This window comes from Aeromonas sp. 600527 (genome assembly GCF_049175415.1).
Classification (GTDB): Bacteria; Pseudomonadota; Gammaproteobacteria; order Enterobacterales; family Aeromonadaceae; genus Aeromonas; species Aeromonas veronii_A.
Genome location: NZ_JAAKVA010000015.1, coordinates 66,882 through 82,498, shown reverse-complemented (window position 1 = coordinate 82,498; position 15,617 = coordinate 66,882). Strand labels below are relative to the sequence as shown.

Below are 15,617 nucleotides of genomic sequence, written 5' to 3'. Positions count from 1 at the left end.
ACCACAAGCTATCTGATGTTGTTCCTCTAGCCGAATCAATAAAGAAGGCGACCATGTGGTCGCTAATGCCAGTCAGTTAAGCCTGAGTGACATTGTTTTTATTGGATTTTTTAACTCCATACTTCTCTGGTCTTGGCTTCACACTGCGGGGTAACTCCGCTCCCGTCATGCCTGCAGCACAAACTGCCTGCTTCTCCAGCTCTGTCATCCGCTTCGGGAGACGCCCCGGTGACAGGTACGGTATGCAGCTCAGTTCATGGATGAGTGACATCGACGCCATGTGAAAACTCCGCTGGTTCGCCGTGTATTCGTTCAAACTCGCCGCCATCATCACCATCTGGTGCGCAGCAGGTTGTACGCCAGCAACACGCCCCACCGTTATTGCTGTATCCCCGCCGCCTTTTTGCCAGGCAGGGTCAGCCGATGTTGTTGCAGGCTGTGCTTCATCTCCCGACAGCCCAACTCGATTTCCCTACGCTGGCTATAGAGCTCGACAATGTCGGCGCCCGGGAAACGCATCGGGTCGACCATCGAGGTCAGCACTTGCCGCTCCTTGCCATTGATGTGGCGGGTCAGCAAGCACGCTGCCACCATGCCAGCCAGTTGCGGGCACTTCCTCCTCGCCTGTGGACTGGTTTTGAGATGCACCAGAGCATTCTGACCTCCTGCTTGCGTACCACCGCTTATTGGGAGCCCTTTTTGAGTGGCAGCAACCAAGTGCTGTTCGCTGCCGGTTGTTTGCCATGCGTGGAGCAGTCGAGGGCGCAGAACCCCTTGTCGAACAGGGTGAGCGAGTGGTCCGGTGTGCGCGATGAGTTGCTTGGCCAGTACTATCTCGTTGACGCCGCAGCTCTCTATGACCGCTTGTACAAGCAGGTGGCTGGTGAGCCCCATCTGGCAGAGCATGCCTACTTGCGGATAGGCAGTCTCGCCATGCCGCGTGCCAGGTTTGGTAAAGACAGCGGCATTGTTCGGGGTAGCACCACACCATCGACGGCGAGTGGCCCAAGCGGGGGGTCTGCTGGTGCCAGCGCGATGCGGTTTCGTGAAACAGCCGTTCGATAATCTTGTCCCCCAGTTTTTGGCGAGCTTGCAGGAAAGCGCTGTGGGCAACGAAAGGGCGGTTGCCGGGCAAAAGGATATCGAGCTGATTGACTAGCTGGGTCATGGGGATGCGGCGGAAGATCGCCATGCCGATGATGATCCGTACCAGACGCTCCATTGGCATACGGCGATGACGCAGGGTGGCGACATCCTCTTCGGCGAGCTGCGTTGTGATGAGCTCGGGAGGAATGAGGTCTGAGAGTGACTCGAACTGAGCGGCATTGCTGGCGTAGAGGAAGTCGGAAACTTGAGCTATATGCATAAAAAATCCGAAACCAATCAACATGTTCTGGATTTTTACACAGCAGAATGATCGATCAGATCCTTAACTGATCGGCATTAGCTCATTGAGCGGCCTTTTTTTGTAAGCACGCCAGGTTGTAAGGACGCAGTGAGCCGTAGATGAGAGTAAAAAGGTACCACGCCTTTTAGTTATCCTTCCTGCTGTCATAACGGCGCGATACGCGGTGACAGCCTGGCCGTGGTCATATGGAGTGATAAGAAGAAGTGTGGGTGTGGCCACCGACGCGACTTGTAGTGCCCTACTGTTGCTCTAAGGGGCGTTCTGGATGAGGTTTCTCCCTTCAGCAGAAGAAGGGCGAATGCCGACGAATGATACTGGCGGCGATGAGCAAGTTCATCTCCCACCCGTTGTTGAATGGGATGTGCCGGGGTCTATTGGATTGAGCCGTCGAGTTGGAGTGGTGTTGCTCATAGAGGCGAGGGCCTGGCGAGAGCGTCCACCTGTTCTTGTCGCTGCAATACTTGTCCGGTATTTGTTTTTCCGGAAAGCAAAAAACCGACCATGAGGTCGGTTTTTTTAAATTTGGCGGTGAGGGAGGGATTCGAACCCTCGATACGTTGCCGTATACACACTTTCCAGGCGTGCTCCTTCAGCCACTCGGACACCTCACCAAATTTTCGTTCGCTGCGCTGTTACGCTGGAACGGGGCGTAATTTAGGGGAAAGGACTGTGTGGGTCAACCTCTTTTCCCCTTATTTTTCATAATCTTTTCCGAATGCTTAACCCTTGCGCAGAATGCCGGTTTTTTAAACCGGATCAGGGCTTATCGAGGATGATCAGACTGTCCGGCAGCTCGTTTTGATCCCGGGTGGCCGGGAAGGCGTCGGTCAGAATGGCGCTAACGCGCTCCACGCACTCCAGAAAACCCTGTTCGATCTCCTTGTTGCGCACGCGCGCCACGAAGTCGTCGATGATCTCCTGCCACTGGCCGTTGTCGATATGCTGGGCGATGCCGTCATCCACCAGTATTTCTACATAGTGCTCGGCGGCCGAGACGAAGATCAGCACCCCGAGCCGGTCGCGGGTGCGGTGCAGCCCCTGCTCGACAAATTGCAGGCGAGCCATCAGCGCAGCCCGGTGCTGGCAAACCTTCTTCGGGATGAGCCGCATCTTGATGGGGGTCCAGTGGAACAGCAGGCTCAGCAGCAGCCAGACCGACCACTGCACCAGCAGGATTTCGTACCAGCCTAGCCAGAAGCCGAGCTGGAACACCAGCAGCGGCGTGAGCATCGCCAGCAGCGCCGCCCAGAGGGTGGGAATGTAGCGATAGCCATCGCTGGCCGGGGCCAGCACGGTGACCAGTTCAGCATCAGTCTCTAGCTCCGCTTCGCGCACCTTTGCCTGAAGCGTGTGGAAGAACTGTTTAGATATCATGATTTGTCTCTTTACTCCTGTTACCAGCCACCGGAGGCTCCGCCGCCGCCAAAACTGCCGCCGCCACCGCTGAATCCGCCGCCGGAGCGACCACCAAAGGAGCCGACACCCAATCCACCAGCCATATAGGCCGACCGACGTCGTCCTCCTGGCCCACCGCCACCACCGCCGCGCAGGTTGTGGAGCACGATCATCGCAATCACCACCAGAATAAACAGCCAGGGGCCGCCACCGTTGTCACTCTTTGGCTGCTCGACCGGCTGATATTCTCCGGCGAGTGCCTTCATGATGCTCTGGCTGCCCGCCATGATCCCGGCCACCATATCGCCGCGCTTGAAGGCGGGCAGGATGCGGCCATGGATGATGTTGGCGGCGATGGCGTCGGGCAGGGCGCCTTCCAGCCCATATCCCACCTCGATCCGCACCTTGCGCTCATCCTGGGCGATCAGCAACAACACGCCATTGTTTTTGCCTTTCTGGCCGATCCCCCAGTGGCGACCGAGCTGGTAGCCGTACTCCTCGATAGTCTCCCCATCGAGGCTATCGACAGAGACCACCACCAGCTGGATACCACTGCGCTTTTCAAAGGCGGCCAGCTGTTGGGTCAGTTGATGGGCCTGTTTGCGGGACATCAGACTGGCTTCATCCACTACCCGTCCGCTCAGCGTCGGGAAGTCCGGTGCCGCTTGCAGGGCACTGGCCCAGAGCAGCAGACAGGGAAGAAACCAGCGCAGCATCATCTTCATTGGAAGCTGACCTTGGGCGCCTCATCGGCACCGGGTTTGGCACTGAAACTGGGTTTGGCCTCCAGATCCGAGTAGAGCAGCTTGGACCAGATAACGCCGGGGAAAGTGCGGATCTCGGTATTGAACTGGCGTACCGCCTCGATATAGTCGCGACGAGCCACCGAGATGCGGTTCTCGGTTCCTTCCAGTTGGGCCTGCAGGGCAAGGAACTGCTGATCCGCTTTCAGCTCGGGGTAGCGCTCTACCACCACCATCAGGCGGGAGAGGGCGCTGGAGAGCTGGTTCTGCGCCGCTTCAAACTCCTTGAGCTGGGCAGGATCGCTCACCTGCACGCTGCCGACCCGGGCACGGGCATCGGTGACCGCCTTTAGGGTCTCCTGCTCATGGCTGGCGTAGCCCTTGACTGTGGCGACCAGATTGGGGATGAGATCGGCGCGGCGCTGATACTGGTTCTCCACCTGTCCCCAGCTCGCCTTGACCTGCTCATCCAGGGTCGGAATGTTGTTCATGCCGCAGCCGGTCAGGCTGAGCAGCAGGGTCAGGGTCAACAGGCTCTGCGCGGTTCTGCGCCAGAGTGATGTGGCCATCTTGTTGTTCTCCTATGCAATTTTGAATGGAACGTATAGCGCCTTGCGAATAGTGCATCACCATACCAGCTTGGGGTCAGTTGCGACAACGCGCAGGAAGTATTGGTGGTTTGTTAATGCCGGAGACCTTGGGCAGTTGGGGCTTGTCCTTGAGCCAGGAGGACAGCTCTTCCCCGCAGCCGTTGCCGGGCGGAATGGGGGCCTGTGGTTCGCAATCGGGGCTGCCTACCGGGCAGCGCAGCCGTACGTGGAAGTGGCTGAAGTGGCCCACCCAGGGGCGCAGTTTGGCGACCCAGGGCTCGTTACCAGCCTGCTGGCAGACCGCGGATTTGATCACCGGATTGACAAAGATGCGGGCGACCTCGGGTTTGCTGGCCGCCAGCCGCAGCAGGGTGAGTTGCTGTGGGCCAAAGCGGCCCGGCAACATCTTGTAGCTGGGTTCGTCGATCAGCGCCCACTCCTTGGGGGCATCCTGCTCCCACTTGCTGATGGGGCGGTTGGCCATGCGAAACCAGATATCGGCATCGAGTCCGGTCTGATGGCTTCGATGGCCGGAGGTAAAGGGGCCGCCTCGGGCCATCGCCAGATCGGCGATGTAGAGATCCGGCAGCCCGGCCATGCGGGTCTGGTTGGCCAGCGCTTGCAGGTAGTGGATAAGGTCGGGGTGGCCGTAGTAGCGTAGCCGCTTGGTGCGGATCACCTGATAACCCGGCCCTTCGAGGGGCAGGGATACACCGTTTTTCAGGCAACCGGCGGCATAACCGCCGATGGCTTCCGCTTGCAATACGGTCGCCAGCAACAGGGACGTCAGCATCTGCGTGCTCCTTGTCTTGCTTCGAGTCGGCTCAGCAATACGAACAGACTCAAACATATCAATAAATAGGCCGCGGCCACCAGCAGCCAGATCTCGTAGACCAGTCCGCTGGAGTTGGCCATCTCGGTGCCGACGAAGGTGAGCTCCTGCACCGAGATAAGGGAAACGATGGCGGTATCCTTCACCAGCGCGATGAGCTGACCGGTGAGGGGGGGCAACATCAGCAGCATGGCCTGCGGCAGGATCACATGGCGCAGCCGCACCCAGGGGGAGAGCCCGAGGCTCTGCGCCGCCTCCCACTGGCCACGGGGGATGGCAGCCAGCCCGGCGCGGACGATCTCGGCGACGAAGGCTGCGCTGATCATGCCAACGCAGAGGGTGCCTGAGATGAGGTTCTCCCAGCGGGCTGGTGGGCCAAACAGCGCCTCTTGCCACGGGGAGAGCGATACGGTGCCGAGCCAGCGGGAGAGGCCGCTCGCAGGCAGCAGCTGGTTGGCGATAAAGAAGTAGAAGATGAAGATAAAGACCAGCGGCGGCAGATTGCGGATCAGCTGGATAAACAGGGTCGCGGGCATCACCAGCCAGGGGCGGCGGCTGAAGGCGGCTACCCCCAGCGCAGTGCCGAGCAGCAGCGCTAGTACCATGCCGAGCAGGGCAATGCGCAAGGTGGTGAGCAGACCGCTGAAAAAGTAGGGCAACTCGCCGTGAGGGCCTGGGGTGAACAGCAGGTCGAAGGCTTCATGCCAGCGCCACTGATAGGCCACCCCGATGTGCAGGCGGCTGGCCAGCCAGAGGCCTGCCTGCAGCAGGATCAGGGCGATCGCCCCATCCAGCCAGTTGATGTTCCGACATGCCCCACGGACGATGCGCCGGATGGTCTCTTTTAGAGCAATCAGCATCAGGGGTTAGCGACCTGTGCTTCCCACGCCAGCGACTTGAACCAGTAGTCATGACGCGCCTTGAGCCAGCCATCGGCCTGGCGGGCGGCGATCCACTCGTTGAACTGTTCAGCCAGGGCATCATCCCCCTTGCGCAGGGCAAAGCCTTCATCGCCTTGTGCCAACGGCTCGGCAAACGGCATAAAGAGGGCATCCGGGTGACGTAGTGCCTCTTGCTCGGGTTTCGGGGAAGAGGAGAGGGCGCCGTGGGCGCGGCCGTTCAGCACCTCCTGAAATACCTGTGACTCGTCATCAAACTGGCGCAGGGTGGCCTTGGGGAAGTGTTCTTTTGCCACCTGTACCGGTGAGGCGCCACGACGTACCGCCAGGATCACCCCGCGCTGGTTGAAGTCCTCCACGGTTTTCTTCTCTTTGGCCATGGTGCTGGAGGCGGCCAGCTGCACCCCCGAATGGGAGTAGGCCTGGGTGAAGCGCACGCTCTTCTCCCGCTCGGGGGTGATGGTGAGGCCGCCGATGATGACGTCATATTTTTTCGCCAACAGGGAGGGGATGATGCCATCCCAGGCGGTAGGCACGAACTCTACCTGCCAGCCGTTATCTGTGGCGAGGCGACGGGCCACGTCAATCTCAAAACCGATTAGCGCCCCCTGCTTGTCGCGCATCGCCCAGGGGGCGAAGGTGGACATGCCGACCCGCAGGGTACCGCTCTGCTCGATCTGCGCATGGGTGTCGGATGGGGTTGTTTCTGCCAGTGCCGGAGTGAGCAGGCTTGCCAGCAGCAGGGCTGCGCCCGACAGGGTGGTCTTGAATGACAGATTCATGGTTAGCGTCCTTGTTGATCCGGATTCAGGTGAAGGGCCAGCGCCCGCGAACAGGCTGACAGCGTCAGGGTTAACAGCAAATAGAGGGCGGCCACGGTAAACCACACCTCAAAGGTCAGAAACGTATCGGCAACCAGAGTACGCCCTTCGTTGGTCAGATCGAAGATGGCGATCACACTCACCAGCGCCGAATGTTTGATAAGGGAGACCAGCTCGTTGGTCAGCGGCGGCAAGGTGATGCGCACCAGCTGGGGCAGGGTCACCTTACGCAGGGTGATGGCCCGTGACAAGCCAAGCGACTGGGCTGCCTCCCACTGTCCTTTGGGAATGGCCTGTACACCTGCACGCAGCACTTCGGCGGTGAAGGCCCCCTGATAGAGGGAGAGGCTCAACACGGCGCAGGCAAGGGGGGCCAATCCCAGCATGGGGCCCAGCAAGAAATAGAGAATATAGAGCTGCACCAGCTGGGGCGTGGTGCGCACCAGCGCCAGATAGGCGATGGCGAGCCAGGGGCCGAGCCGGGAGGGAAGCAACCGCAGGCTGACCACGCACACACCGACCGCCATCGTGCCCAACAGACTGAGCAGCGCCACCTGCAAAGTGACCAGCAGGCCGTTTAGCAAGGGGCCGGAATAAAAGGTTCCCTCATCCCATTCGCCGAGAAAAGGCAACACCCGCGGCCACTGCCATTCATAGCCCATCTGGCGAGCGCCGCTATAGAGCGCCCAGCCCAGTAGCGCAGAGAGCATCACAGTGCCTGACAACCAGCCGAGCAGGCGGGGGCGTATGAGCCTAGCCATGATAGCTGAGCACCTGTTCGAGGAAGGCCCGGGTGCGCGGATGCCGGGGGGCGTTGAACAGCTGGGCGGGCGGGGCTGACTCGATGATCTTCCCCTCATCCATAAAGAGCACCCGATCCGCCACCTGACGGGCAAAGCCCATCTCGTGAGTAACGCAGATCAGGGTCATCCCCTCGTCAGCCAGCTCGCGGATCACATCGAGCACTTCGCGGATCATCTCGGGGTCGAGGGCGGAGGTGGGCTCGTCAAACAGCATCAGCTCGGGTTGCATGCAGAGGGAGCGGGCGATGGCGACCCGCTGCTGCTGGCCGCCGGAGAGCTGGTGTGGGTACTTGTCGGCCTGTGCCTGAATGCGCACCCGCTCGAGCAGCCCGAGCGCCCGGGCTTTGGCCTCCTGAGGGCGCAACCCCAAGGTATGCACCGGCGCCACCATCAGGTTCTCCAGCACCGTCATATGGGGGAAGAGGTTGAACTGCTGAAACACCATGCCAACCCGACCTTGCAGGCGGCGCAGGTAGGAAGGGGTCACCGGCTCGCCAAACAGGAACAGCTGGCCGCCATCGATCCCCTCCAGCCCGTTGATGGTGCGGATCAGGGTCGATTTTCCCGAGCCTGACGGGCCACAGATAACCCACTTCTCTCCCCGTTCAATGGTGAGATCGATGTGATGAAGAGCCTGAAAGTCGCCATAGAATTTGTCGACGCCACAAAAGCGCACACAGGGTTGCGAGCTGGTCAAGAAGCGGGTTCCACTGAGAATCATTTACGCCATGGTATTGATTTTATAGGGGGATGACAAAGAAAACCCCCTTGTCAGCATCCTGATGGCTATTCACAATGGCGCCATTTCGTGATGACAGGAGCTTTTCATGCGTATTACATCCTTGCTTGCCGATTCGCAGGTGCAGCTGTTGATGCCGCCAGCGGTTCGCTATCGCTGCGTCATTTTTCTGTTGTTGCTGGTGAGTTGGGGCGTGGTGGCAGCCTCCTTGTGGGATGGCTGGGGCGCCATGGCGCTGCTCAACTGGGTGGGCGTGGTCTTTGGTGGTATCACCGGGATCATGGTGTCGCTGCCCCGCAGCTGGCAGCCCTGGCGACTGGCGGAGCTGGGGTGGGATGAACAGCATATCTATCTGCTCAATGGCAACAAGGATGAGGCGCTGGCGCTGCCCCGCAGCCAGCTGGTGGCGCTCGAACGGGAGCGGCGAGTGGGTCACGACGGCCAGTGGCTCGACTTCAGCCTCGATCTGCAACTGAGTGAAGAGGAGCTGGCGGCGGCCATAGCCTTACTGGATCTCAAGGCGGGGGAGCTCCATCTGGTGAGCCCGTCGGTCTATCGCTTCGGCTTTAAACGGGCCTGGCACGGTCGCCGGAGGCTGGCGCAACGGTTGTCAGATCTGCAATCGGCCTGAGTCGACTATTTTCTCGACAATTCTCGGCAAAGCTCAGATACTGCCAGTGACTCGAATTGATCTTGTCTGCACTGTTAACCCAAGAGATCAATCACTTGACGACAGTGTGGAGAAGGCCACGGCATGAAGCCATGGCAGGTCCGGCATAGGGGTTGTGCCCTTACCGTTATGCTGGGAATTGCATAGAGAAGGCACCTTGAATCGAGAGTGGATGGCATGAAGATTTACGTAGGAAATCTGTCGTACCGGATGACGGCCGACGAACTGAAAACCCTGTTCAGCCAGTTTGGACAGGTCGACAAGGTTGATATCATCATCGACCGCGATACCGGCCAGTCAAAGGGGTTTGGTTTTATTGAAATGCCGGTCAATGGTGATGCCGAAAAGGCCATCGCTGGTCTGCATGGCACAGAAGTCGGTGGCCGTACCATCACCGTCAACCAGGCCAAACCGAAGACAGATGCTCCCCGTGGTCGCCCGCAACAGCGCCACCGCTAAGGTGCCTCGGCAATAAAAAAACGGCATGGGTTTCCCCCATGCCGTTTTTGTTTCTGGACGTTTTGCTGTTATCAGGGGACGTCGTAACCGAGCGCCGCCTTGCGGATGCGGAACCACTGCTGGCGGTTCAGCTCGACAGATTCGGCGGCTACGGCGGCAGCAATCCGCTCCCGCTTGCCGGAGCCAATCAATGGCAGCGGCTGGCTTGGCAGCATCATTACCCAAGCGTAGACCACCTGCTCGATAGTCTGGGCGCCCACTTCCTGACGGATCTGCTCCAGTTCGGCACGCAGCGGGGCATAGGCGTCATCGCTGAACAGTCGGCCGCCGCCGAGACATGACCAGGCCATCGGCTTGATGCCAAGCTGCTGGCACTGATCCAGGGTACCATCGAGGGTCCCTTCCTGATGAAGCGGCGAGATCTCCAGCTGGTTGGTGACCAGCGGGAAGGGGAGGCGCGATTGCAGTAGCTCGAACTGACGGGCGGTGAAGTTGGATACCCCGGCGTGCTTGATCTTGCCCTCCAGTTTCAGGGTGATAAAGGCGTCGGCCACTTCATCGGCGTTCATCAGGGGATCCGGGCGATGGATCAGCAGCAGGTCCAGATGGTCGGTGCCGAGCTTGCGCAGCGAGGCCTCGGCGCTGGCGATGATATGGTCCTTGCCGGTGTTGTAGTGGTTGAGAGCATGCTCCGGCTTGGCGGTGAGGGCGATACCGCACTTGGTGACGATCTCCATCCGGCTGCGCATGGAAGGCTCGAGGCGCAGGGCGTGACCAAAGGCCTCTTCGCACTGGTAGCCACCATAGATATCGGCGTGATCGATGGTGGTGACCCCCAGATCCAGATGATATTTCATCAGATCGAGCAGAGCGGCCGGAGAGAGCTGCCACTCCATCAGGCGCCAGTAACCCATGATGAGGCGAGAGAAGGTGGGGCCTTGCGGATGCAAGGCGACACGGGATACAGACATGGTTGACTCCTTGAAAAATACGATGCGAAAACGATGTGCAACATAGATGACTGCGGGCATCTTGGCCTCATGTGGCTGGCAAAGCAATAATGGGCAGTGGCATGATTCGAACTTTGGTTCTGATCGCAGAGTAGGAGAGAGAGTTGGATGGAAGGATTTGCCGAGCGCTTGCAGAGCCTGATCGGAGAGATGAGCGTGAGCGCGTTTGCCCGCAAGGTGGGGCTCAGTGAAGCGCTGATCCGCAAATATTTGAAGGGAGCCGAGCCTGGCCTGGCGCGGGCCAACCAGATCGCCATGGGGGCCAACTGCTCGCTGGAGTGGCTGGCAACCGGCTGCGGTTATCTCTACCGTCAGGCGGAAGTGGTAGACAGGGAGGCGTTGGCAGCGGCGCAGCTACTGCTGGGCGAGCAGCAACCCGGGGTGGGGCTGCCCGATGAGGAGGCACTGGTCACCCTGCTCGCCTATTACCAGTTTTTGCGCACCCACAAGAAAGCGGACGGTTTTCTCGACTTGGCGCTGGCGCGGGAGTTTGGTCGCCATCTGGGGGAAGCGTGATGAGGGGCATATTACCCTTTGGTCGTGTCACGGCCGGTTGATTATTCTGATACGCTCTAAGCAAGATAAATTATCCATGGAACGGGCGATGAGCTACTTGATCCTCGGAAGCGGTGCGCTGGGCTCGGCGCTGGCAAGAGAGCTGATGGCAAGGGAGGAGTCCTTCCTTCTGGCCGGGCGCAACTATCCCAAAGGGATCGAGATGGAGGACTTCTTCCCGCTGCCAGATGTCGATGCCATCTCGTTCGATGCCTTGTTTACCCTCTACGATAGCGATCCGCTTCCCACCGTTGTGATCAATACCATCGGCGTGTTGCACGATGTCAGCTTTATGCCGGAGCGGCGGGTCGAAGAGGTGCACCCCAAGTGGCTGTGCGACAGCCTGCTGGCCAATGCCTGGCCAACACTGGCGCTGGCTGCCCGTTTCAGCCGGTTGATGGGCAATGACCATCCGCTGTGGCTCTGCGCCATCTCCGATCTGGCTGGCTCCATTACCGCCAACCGGGAGGGGGGGCGTTACAGCTACCGGATGAGCAAGGCGGCCCTCGACATGGGGGTTAAAACCCTTGCCCTTGAGTGGACGCAGCGTTTCCCGCACGCGGGGGTGGTGGCGGTGGCCCCCGGTTTGATGGACTCCCCAATGAATACCCCCTTTCTGAGCGAGTTGCCTGCGGATCAATTGCTGGATCCTGCCGAGGTGGCGGTGAAACTGCTCAATCTCGTCAAGGGGTTATCATTGACTCAATCGGGACAGCTATTGGATCTGAACGGTCAGCCGCTGCCCTGGTAAATCCCCCCTGCGGGTTCCCCGGACGCCTATTGGCTTCACATTCTGCTCATGCGCCCCTTGCCAAGCGAGGGGCGCATGGCTAACGTCACTCTCCTGTTTCAGGAGGGATCTCATGCGCTATATCGATTTACGAAGTGACACCGTCACCCAGCCTACTGATGCCATGCGTCAGGCCATGCTCCACGCCGAAGTGGGTGACGATGTCTATGGTGAAGATCCGGGCGTCAACGCGCTGGAGGCCCATGGGGCCAGATTGCTGGGCAAACAGGCGGCGCTGTTTGTGCCATCGGGCACCATGTCTAACCTGCTGGCGGTGATGAGCCACTGTCAGCGTGGGGAGGGGGCCATCCTCGGCAACGCCGCTCACATCTATCGCTATGAAGCGCAGGGGAGTGCCGTGCTGGGCTCTCTGGCCCTGCAACCCTTGCCGATGCAGCGTGACGGCACGCTGGCCTTCGATGATATCAAGGCCGCGCTGGCACCTGATGATGCCCACTTCGTTCAGACTCGCCTGATCTGCCTTGAGAACACCCACAATGGCAAGGTGCTGCCGCTCTCCTATCTGCAGGAGATGGGGACATTCGTTGCCGAACGCGGCTTGAAGCTTCATCTTGATGGTGCCCGGCTCTTTAACGCTGCCGTGGCCAGCGAGATCCCGGTCGCGGTGATCGCCGCACCGTTTGACAGCATCTCGATTTGTCTCTCCAAGGGGTTGGGGGCTCCGGTGGGCTCGCTGCTGGTGGGCAGCCATGATTTCATCGCCCGTGCGCGCCGACTGCGCAAGATGCTGGGGGGCGGCATGCGTCAGGCGGGCATTCTGGCGCAAGCCGGTCTGTTTGCCCTCGAGCAGCATGTGACCCGCCTGGCCGATGATCACCGCCGTGCCAAACGGCTGGCCGAAGGGTTGGCTGCACTGCCGGGCATCGAGCTCGACCTCTCGCTGGTACAGAGCAACATGGTGTTTCTGCGGCTGTGTGAGGGGGAGTCCGCCCCTCTGCTCGCTTTTATGAAAGAGCGGGGGATCCTCTTCTCCGGTTACGGCGAGCTGCGGTTGGTGACCCATCTGCAGATCAACGATGACGATATTGAAGAGGTGATCGACGCCTTCACCGAGTATCTCGGGGCGCGTTGAGACGGCTTGGTGAGGTAGAGGTTATACCGAGACCTGTTTATACCGAAATAACAGAGGACGCCGCGGCGCCCTCTGTTATTTGCAGCAAGCTCACGCCTGCCGCTGACCGCTCATCAGCATGGCCTCATCGGTGGCATCGTAGATCATCACCGCAATGTGGGTTACCTGACCACCGAAATCGGCCAGTGGCACTAGCGTCAGGTTCTGAAACATGTGGGGGGCCGAGCCGGTAATGGGGCGATAGTTGGAGAAGCGCAGCAGATAGGGCTTCTGCTCCCAGGTGCTGAAGGCGCGGTTGTTGAGCTTGAAGACCATGTTGGCCTTGCGCTCGAACCAGGCTCTGTCCACATCGGGAAAGAGCTCGAACAGCATGCCATCGCGTACTTCACCGGCCAGTCGGCCGCTGTGGCTCTCCATAAAGCCGTTCCACACCTGAACCTTGTACTCCTTGTCGAGCACCACCAGGCCTACGTCCAGGTTCTGGACTATGTTCATCAGCCAATGAAATTCACGGATTTCCATAGTCACTCCTAGAGCATGTGCATGATTTTATTGTTCATGGTAGCGATGGAATCTTCGGTAAACAGCAGCAGCAGATCACACTGTACCGCGTAATCCTGGATCCGGTAGTTGATCTCGATAGCGAGGGTGCGGCGCCAGCGACTCTTGTTGGTGTTGATCAGCTCGTTGATGGGTCTGTGCTGACCGAGTACCACTGGATGACCCTGACTGAAGGGGGTATCGAGCTGGTTGGCGTAGCCACGCAGGAAGGCGCCGATCAGCACGTTGGCGGTATCCATCAGCAGCTCCAGTTCGGCGGTGCGATCCAGCGTTCCCTGATGGTTCATCAGCTTGGCCAAATCTTTGAAGCTGGAGTCATGGAACAGGATCAACGCTTCACCAGCGATCCCCGCCCCGATAAAGCCCTGACAAACGGCAGATAGGGTATCCGAATCGGCGGCTGCCGAGAGGGCCATGTGCAGCTCGGAAACCTCCAGCACGTTGACGTTGGGGATGGGTAGCACCACGAAGGCGTTGAGCAGACGGGCCAGCAAGTCGGCCGCCTGACCCATGGAGACGTTGGCCAGCTCCTGATAGACATCGCGAATTTCGGGGGTAATTTTGACGCCCGCATCAGCGACCACGCCGCTTGGCAGCGCCTCGGCGGCACTTGGCTGACCGCTTGGAACAGCACTCCAGAAACCATGTTGTTTAAGCAGGGCAAGCAGGGTATCGGGGGCGGCGGGTTTCTTAATGAAATCGAGCGCCCCCAGCCCCATGACCCGCTGATAGGCCTCTGGCTGGATATCCCCGGAGACCACGATCACCTTGCTGCGCAGCCTTTCCCGTTTCAGGGTCTCCAGCACACCGTAACCGTCCATCTCCGGCATGGTGAGATCGAGAAAGATGAGATCGCCATGGCCCATCAGCACCTGTTCGATCCCTTCAAGGCCATTGGCCGCATAGTGCAAATCGACTTTCCAGTCAGCCGGGAGCGCTCGTGCCAGCTGTTTGCGGGCGAACCCGGAGTCATCACATATCAATACATTCATGGTGTTAGGCAGGCTCTGTTGGCAAGGATTGCTATAAGTGTGGCCCGCTAACAGTCAGATGCAATGTGGGAGGTTATCACCCTGTGAAAATTGGTTATCCCATTGCCGGTTACGATAGCGTGCGGAGTATTTCTCAACAAATTCAGCGAACATCTTAACACGCAACGGGGCGAACTGGTGTTGGCAACACAACATGTAGAAGGGACGATTACCGGTTTGCCAGTCGGTCAGTACCGGCACCAGCTGCTCGTCATGGAGGAAGCTGCTCAGGTAGTGCAGCGGGGCGTTAACGATCCCCAGATGACGTCGAGCTGCGCGCACGGCGGCCTGGGTCTGGTTGACGATCAGTTTGGCGCTGCGTTTGATGCAGACGCTCTGGCCATCTTTGTCTGTCAGCTGCCAGTGCTGGTGTGGCCAGCAGTAGATGAGATCGTGCTCTTCCAGCTGGTTGGGGTGGGAAGGCGTGCCCTTTTTGGTCAGATAGAGCGGTGAGGCAAACAGGCCGTATTCGATATGACCGAGACAGATAGCATTGGGCAGTGACTGGGGCAGCTCACCGTTGAAGAACACCAGATCCCGATCATTGTCGAACAGGTGTTGATGATCATTGGTTTGGGTGATATCGAACTGTACCTCGGGATAGTGCAGTCCGAATTCTGCCAGCATATCGATGAGGATTGTGTTGGAGAGCGCGATCGGTGCGGCTATCCGGATAAGCCCGGTGATATCAGCTTCTTTACCCCGGATTTCGCTGGTGGCTTGTTCAATTTGTGCAAGCGGTGTACAGAGACGCTCATAGTATCTGAGCCCCTCATCGGTAAGACGGAGTTTGCGGGTAGAGCGATGTAACAGGGAACAACCCAGTTGCTCTTCCAGCTGTGAAATGCGTCGACTGATGGTGCCTGTTGGCATGCCCAGTGCGGCAGCAGCGTGGGAGAATCCTCCCTCTTGCACCACCTTGACGAACAGGTAGAACTCTTCGATGTGCTTCATAAACGCTGTTCTGGGTGTAACAAGGGGGCAACCATAAAAAGAGCATCCCGGGTTGGCAAGCGTAATTCAGCGTTTAATTGATCTGGATTCGATTTCTATTGATACCAGTCCACCTCTTTTTTGTCTTCGAACGAGAACGCTTTCTGCTGCACTTTCGTTGTCACTCTCACTGCGACGAGGACTATCGGATCGCTCAAGTGAGAGAGGCGACCTGGCGTGGATCATCTTGTTGGAAAATGACGAGTACGCTGGTCAGGACGAATT

At 59.1% G+C, this 15,617-nt stretch carries 17 protein-coding genes, 1 tRNA gene and 1 pseudogene; 5 read left to right on the top strand and 14 right to left on the bottom strand.

Going from position 1 to position 15,617, the window contains the following annotated elements; genetic code table 11:
• Positions 1–76: 76 nt before the first annotated feature.
• From G5154_RS16885 to G5154_RS16840, 10 genes and pseudogenes are all read right to left on the bottom strand, one after another.
• Positions 77–1,366 (bottom strand): annotated as a pseudogene (locus G5154_RS16885) (IS4 family transposase).
• 565 nt (positions 1,367–1,931) lie between these two features.
• Positions 1,932–2,019 (bottom strand) — tRNA-Ser (locus tag G5154_RS16880).
• Between the two features lie 145 nt (positions 2,020–2,164).
• Complete coding sequence (locus G5154_RS16875) at positions 2,165–2,782, bottom strand: TPM domain-containing protein (protein ID WP_164537057.1); 618 nt, start codon at positions 2,780–2,782, stop codon at positions 2,165–2,167.
• A gap of 20 nt (positions 2,783–2,802) precedes the next feature.
• Complete coding sequence (locus G5154_RS16870) at positions 2,803–3,528, bottom strand: TPM domain-containing protein (RefSeq protein WP_164537056.1); 726 nt, start codon at positions 3,526–3,528, stop codon at positions 2,803–2,805.
• Complete coding sequence (locus tag G5154_RS16865; protein WP_164537055.1) at positions 3,525–4,115, bottom strand: LemA family protein; 591 nt, start codon at positions 4,113–4,115, stop codon at positions 3,525–3,527. The genes G5154_RS16870 and G5154_RS16865 overlap by 4 nt, the downstream gene beginning before the upstream one ends.
• Before the next feature lie 76 nt (positions 4,116–4,191).
• Positions 4,192–4,929: a penicillin-insensitive murein endopeptidase gene (gene mepA / locus G5154_RS16860; protein WP_005346561.1), complete on the bottom strand. Its 738-nt coding sequence runs from the start codon at positions 4,927–4,929 to the stop codon at positions 4,192–4,194.
• Positions 4,923–5,828: an amino acid ABC transporter permease gene (locus tag G5154_RS16855; protein ID WP_164537054.1), complete on the bottom strand. Its 906-nt coding sequence runs from the start codon at positions 5,826–5,828 to the stop codon at positions 4,923–4,925. Before G5154_RS16855 ends, mepA begins: the two co-directional genes overlap by 7 nt.
• On the bottom strand, positions 5,828–6,649 hold the full coding sequence (locus G5154_RS16850; protein WP_421251436.1) for a transporter substrate-binding domain-containing protein: 822 nt from the start codon (positions 6,647–6,649) through the stop codon (positions 5,828–5,830). Before G5154_RS16850 ends, G5154_RS16855 begins: the two co-directional genes overlap by 1 nt.
• Before the next feature lie 2 nt (positions 6,650–6,651).
• Positions 6,652–7,449: an amino acid ABC transporter permease gene (locus G5154_RS16845; protein WP_421251435.1), complete on the bottom strand. Its 798-nt coding sequence runs from the start codon at positions 7,447–7,449 to the stop codon at positions 6,652–6,654.
• A complete protein-coding gene (locus G5154_RS16840; RefSeq protein ID WP_127006476.1) occupies positions 7,442–8,212 on the bottom strand; it encodes an amino acid ABC transporter ATP-binding protein in 771 nt (256 codons plus the stop codon). Before G5154_RS16840 ends, G5154_RS16845 begins: the two co-directional genes overlap by 8 nt.
• Before the next feature lie 106 nt (positions 8,213–8,318).
• Here G5154_RS16840 and G5154_RS16835 point away from each other — a divergent pair, with 106 nt between their 5' ends.
• Both G5154_RS16835 and G5154_RS16830 read left to right on the top strand, forming a co-directional pair.
• Complete coding sequence (locus G5154_RS16835; RefSeq protein WP_304520823.1) at positions 8,319–8,861, top strand: hypothetical protein; 543 nt, start codon at positions 8,319–8,321, stop codon at positions 8,859–8,861.
• Between the two features lie 216 nt (positions 8,862–9,077).
• Positions 9,078–9,359 carry an RNA recognition motif domain-containing protein gene (locus G5154_RS16830; protein ID WP_005337180.1) on the top strand — a complete coding sequence of 94 codons (282 nt, stop codon included), beginning with the start codon at positions 9,078–9,080 and terminating at the stop codon, positions 9,357–9,359.
• 71 nt (positions 9,360–9,430) lie between these two features.
• On the opposite strand, the gene G5154_RS16825 is transcribed toward G5154_RS16830, so the two are convergent.
• Complete coding sequence (locus tag G5154_RS16825; protein WP_421251434.1) at positions 9,431–10,330, bottom strand: aldo/keto reductase; 900 nt, start codon at positions 10,328–10,330, stop codon at positions 9,431–9,433.
• 147 nt (positions 10,331–10,477) lie between these two features.
• Between G5154_RS16825 and G5154_RS16820 the strand changes: the two genes are divergently transcribed.
• The 3 genes from G5154_RS16820 (at position 10,478) to ltaE (ending at position 12,807) form a co-directional block, all read left to right on the top strand.
• Positions 10,478–10,885, top strand: coding sequence for a helix-turn-helix domain-containing protein (locus G5154_RS16820; RefSeq protein WP_005351138.1), 408 nt, complete (start codon positions 10,478–10,480; stop codon positions 10,883–10,885).
• Positions 10,886–10,973: 88 nt separating this feature from the next.
• Positions 10,974–11,675: a short-chain dehydrogenase gene (locus G5154_RS16815; RefSeq protein WP_304520825.1), complete on the top strand. Its 702-nt coding sequence runs from the start codon at positions 10,974–10,976 to the stop codon at positions 11,673–11,675.
• Positions 11,676–11,787: 112 nt separating this feature from the next.
• Entirely contained in the window at positions 11,788–12,807 is a 1,020-nt protein-coding gene (gene ltaE / locus G5154_RS16810; RefSeq protein WP_421251433.1) for a low-specificity L-threonine aldolase, read from the top strand.
• Between the two features lie 90 nt (positions 12,808–12,897).
• Here the strand turns inward: ltaE and G5154_RS16805 are convergent, their stop codons facing one another.
• From G5154_RS16805 to G5154_RS16795, 3 genes are read right to left on the bottom strand one after another with little or no spacing between them, the layout of a single operon-like run.
• Positions 12,898–13,329 carry a PAS domain-containing protein gene (locus G5154_RS16805; protein WP_421251432.1) on the bottom strand — a complete coding sequence of 144 codons (432 nt, stop codon included), beginning with the start codon at positions 13,327–13,329 and terminating at the stop codon, positions 12,898–12,900.
• A gap of 8 nt (positions 13,330–13,337) precedes the next feature.
• Positions 13,338–14,360, bottom strand: a complete 1,023-nt coding sequence (locus tag G5154_RS16800; RefSeq protein ID WP_421251431.1) for a response regulator — start codon at positions 14,358–14,360, stop codon at positions 13,338–13,340.
• Between the two features lie 54 nt (positions 14,361–14,414).
• Entirely contained in the window at positions 14,415–15,353 is a 939-nt protein-coding gene (locus G5154_RS16795) for a LysR family transcriptional regulator (RefSeq protein WP_337072945.1), read from the bottom strand.
• Positions 15,354–15,617 lie beyond the last annotated feature (264 nt).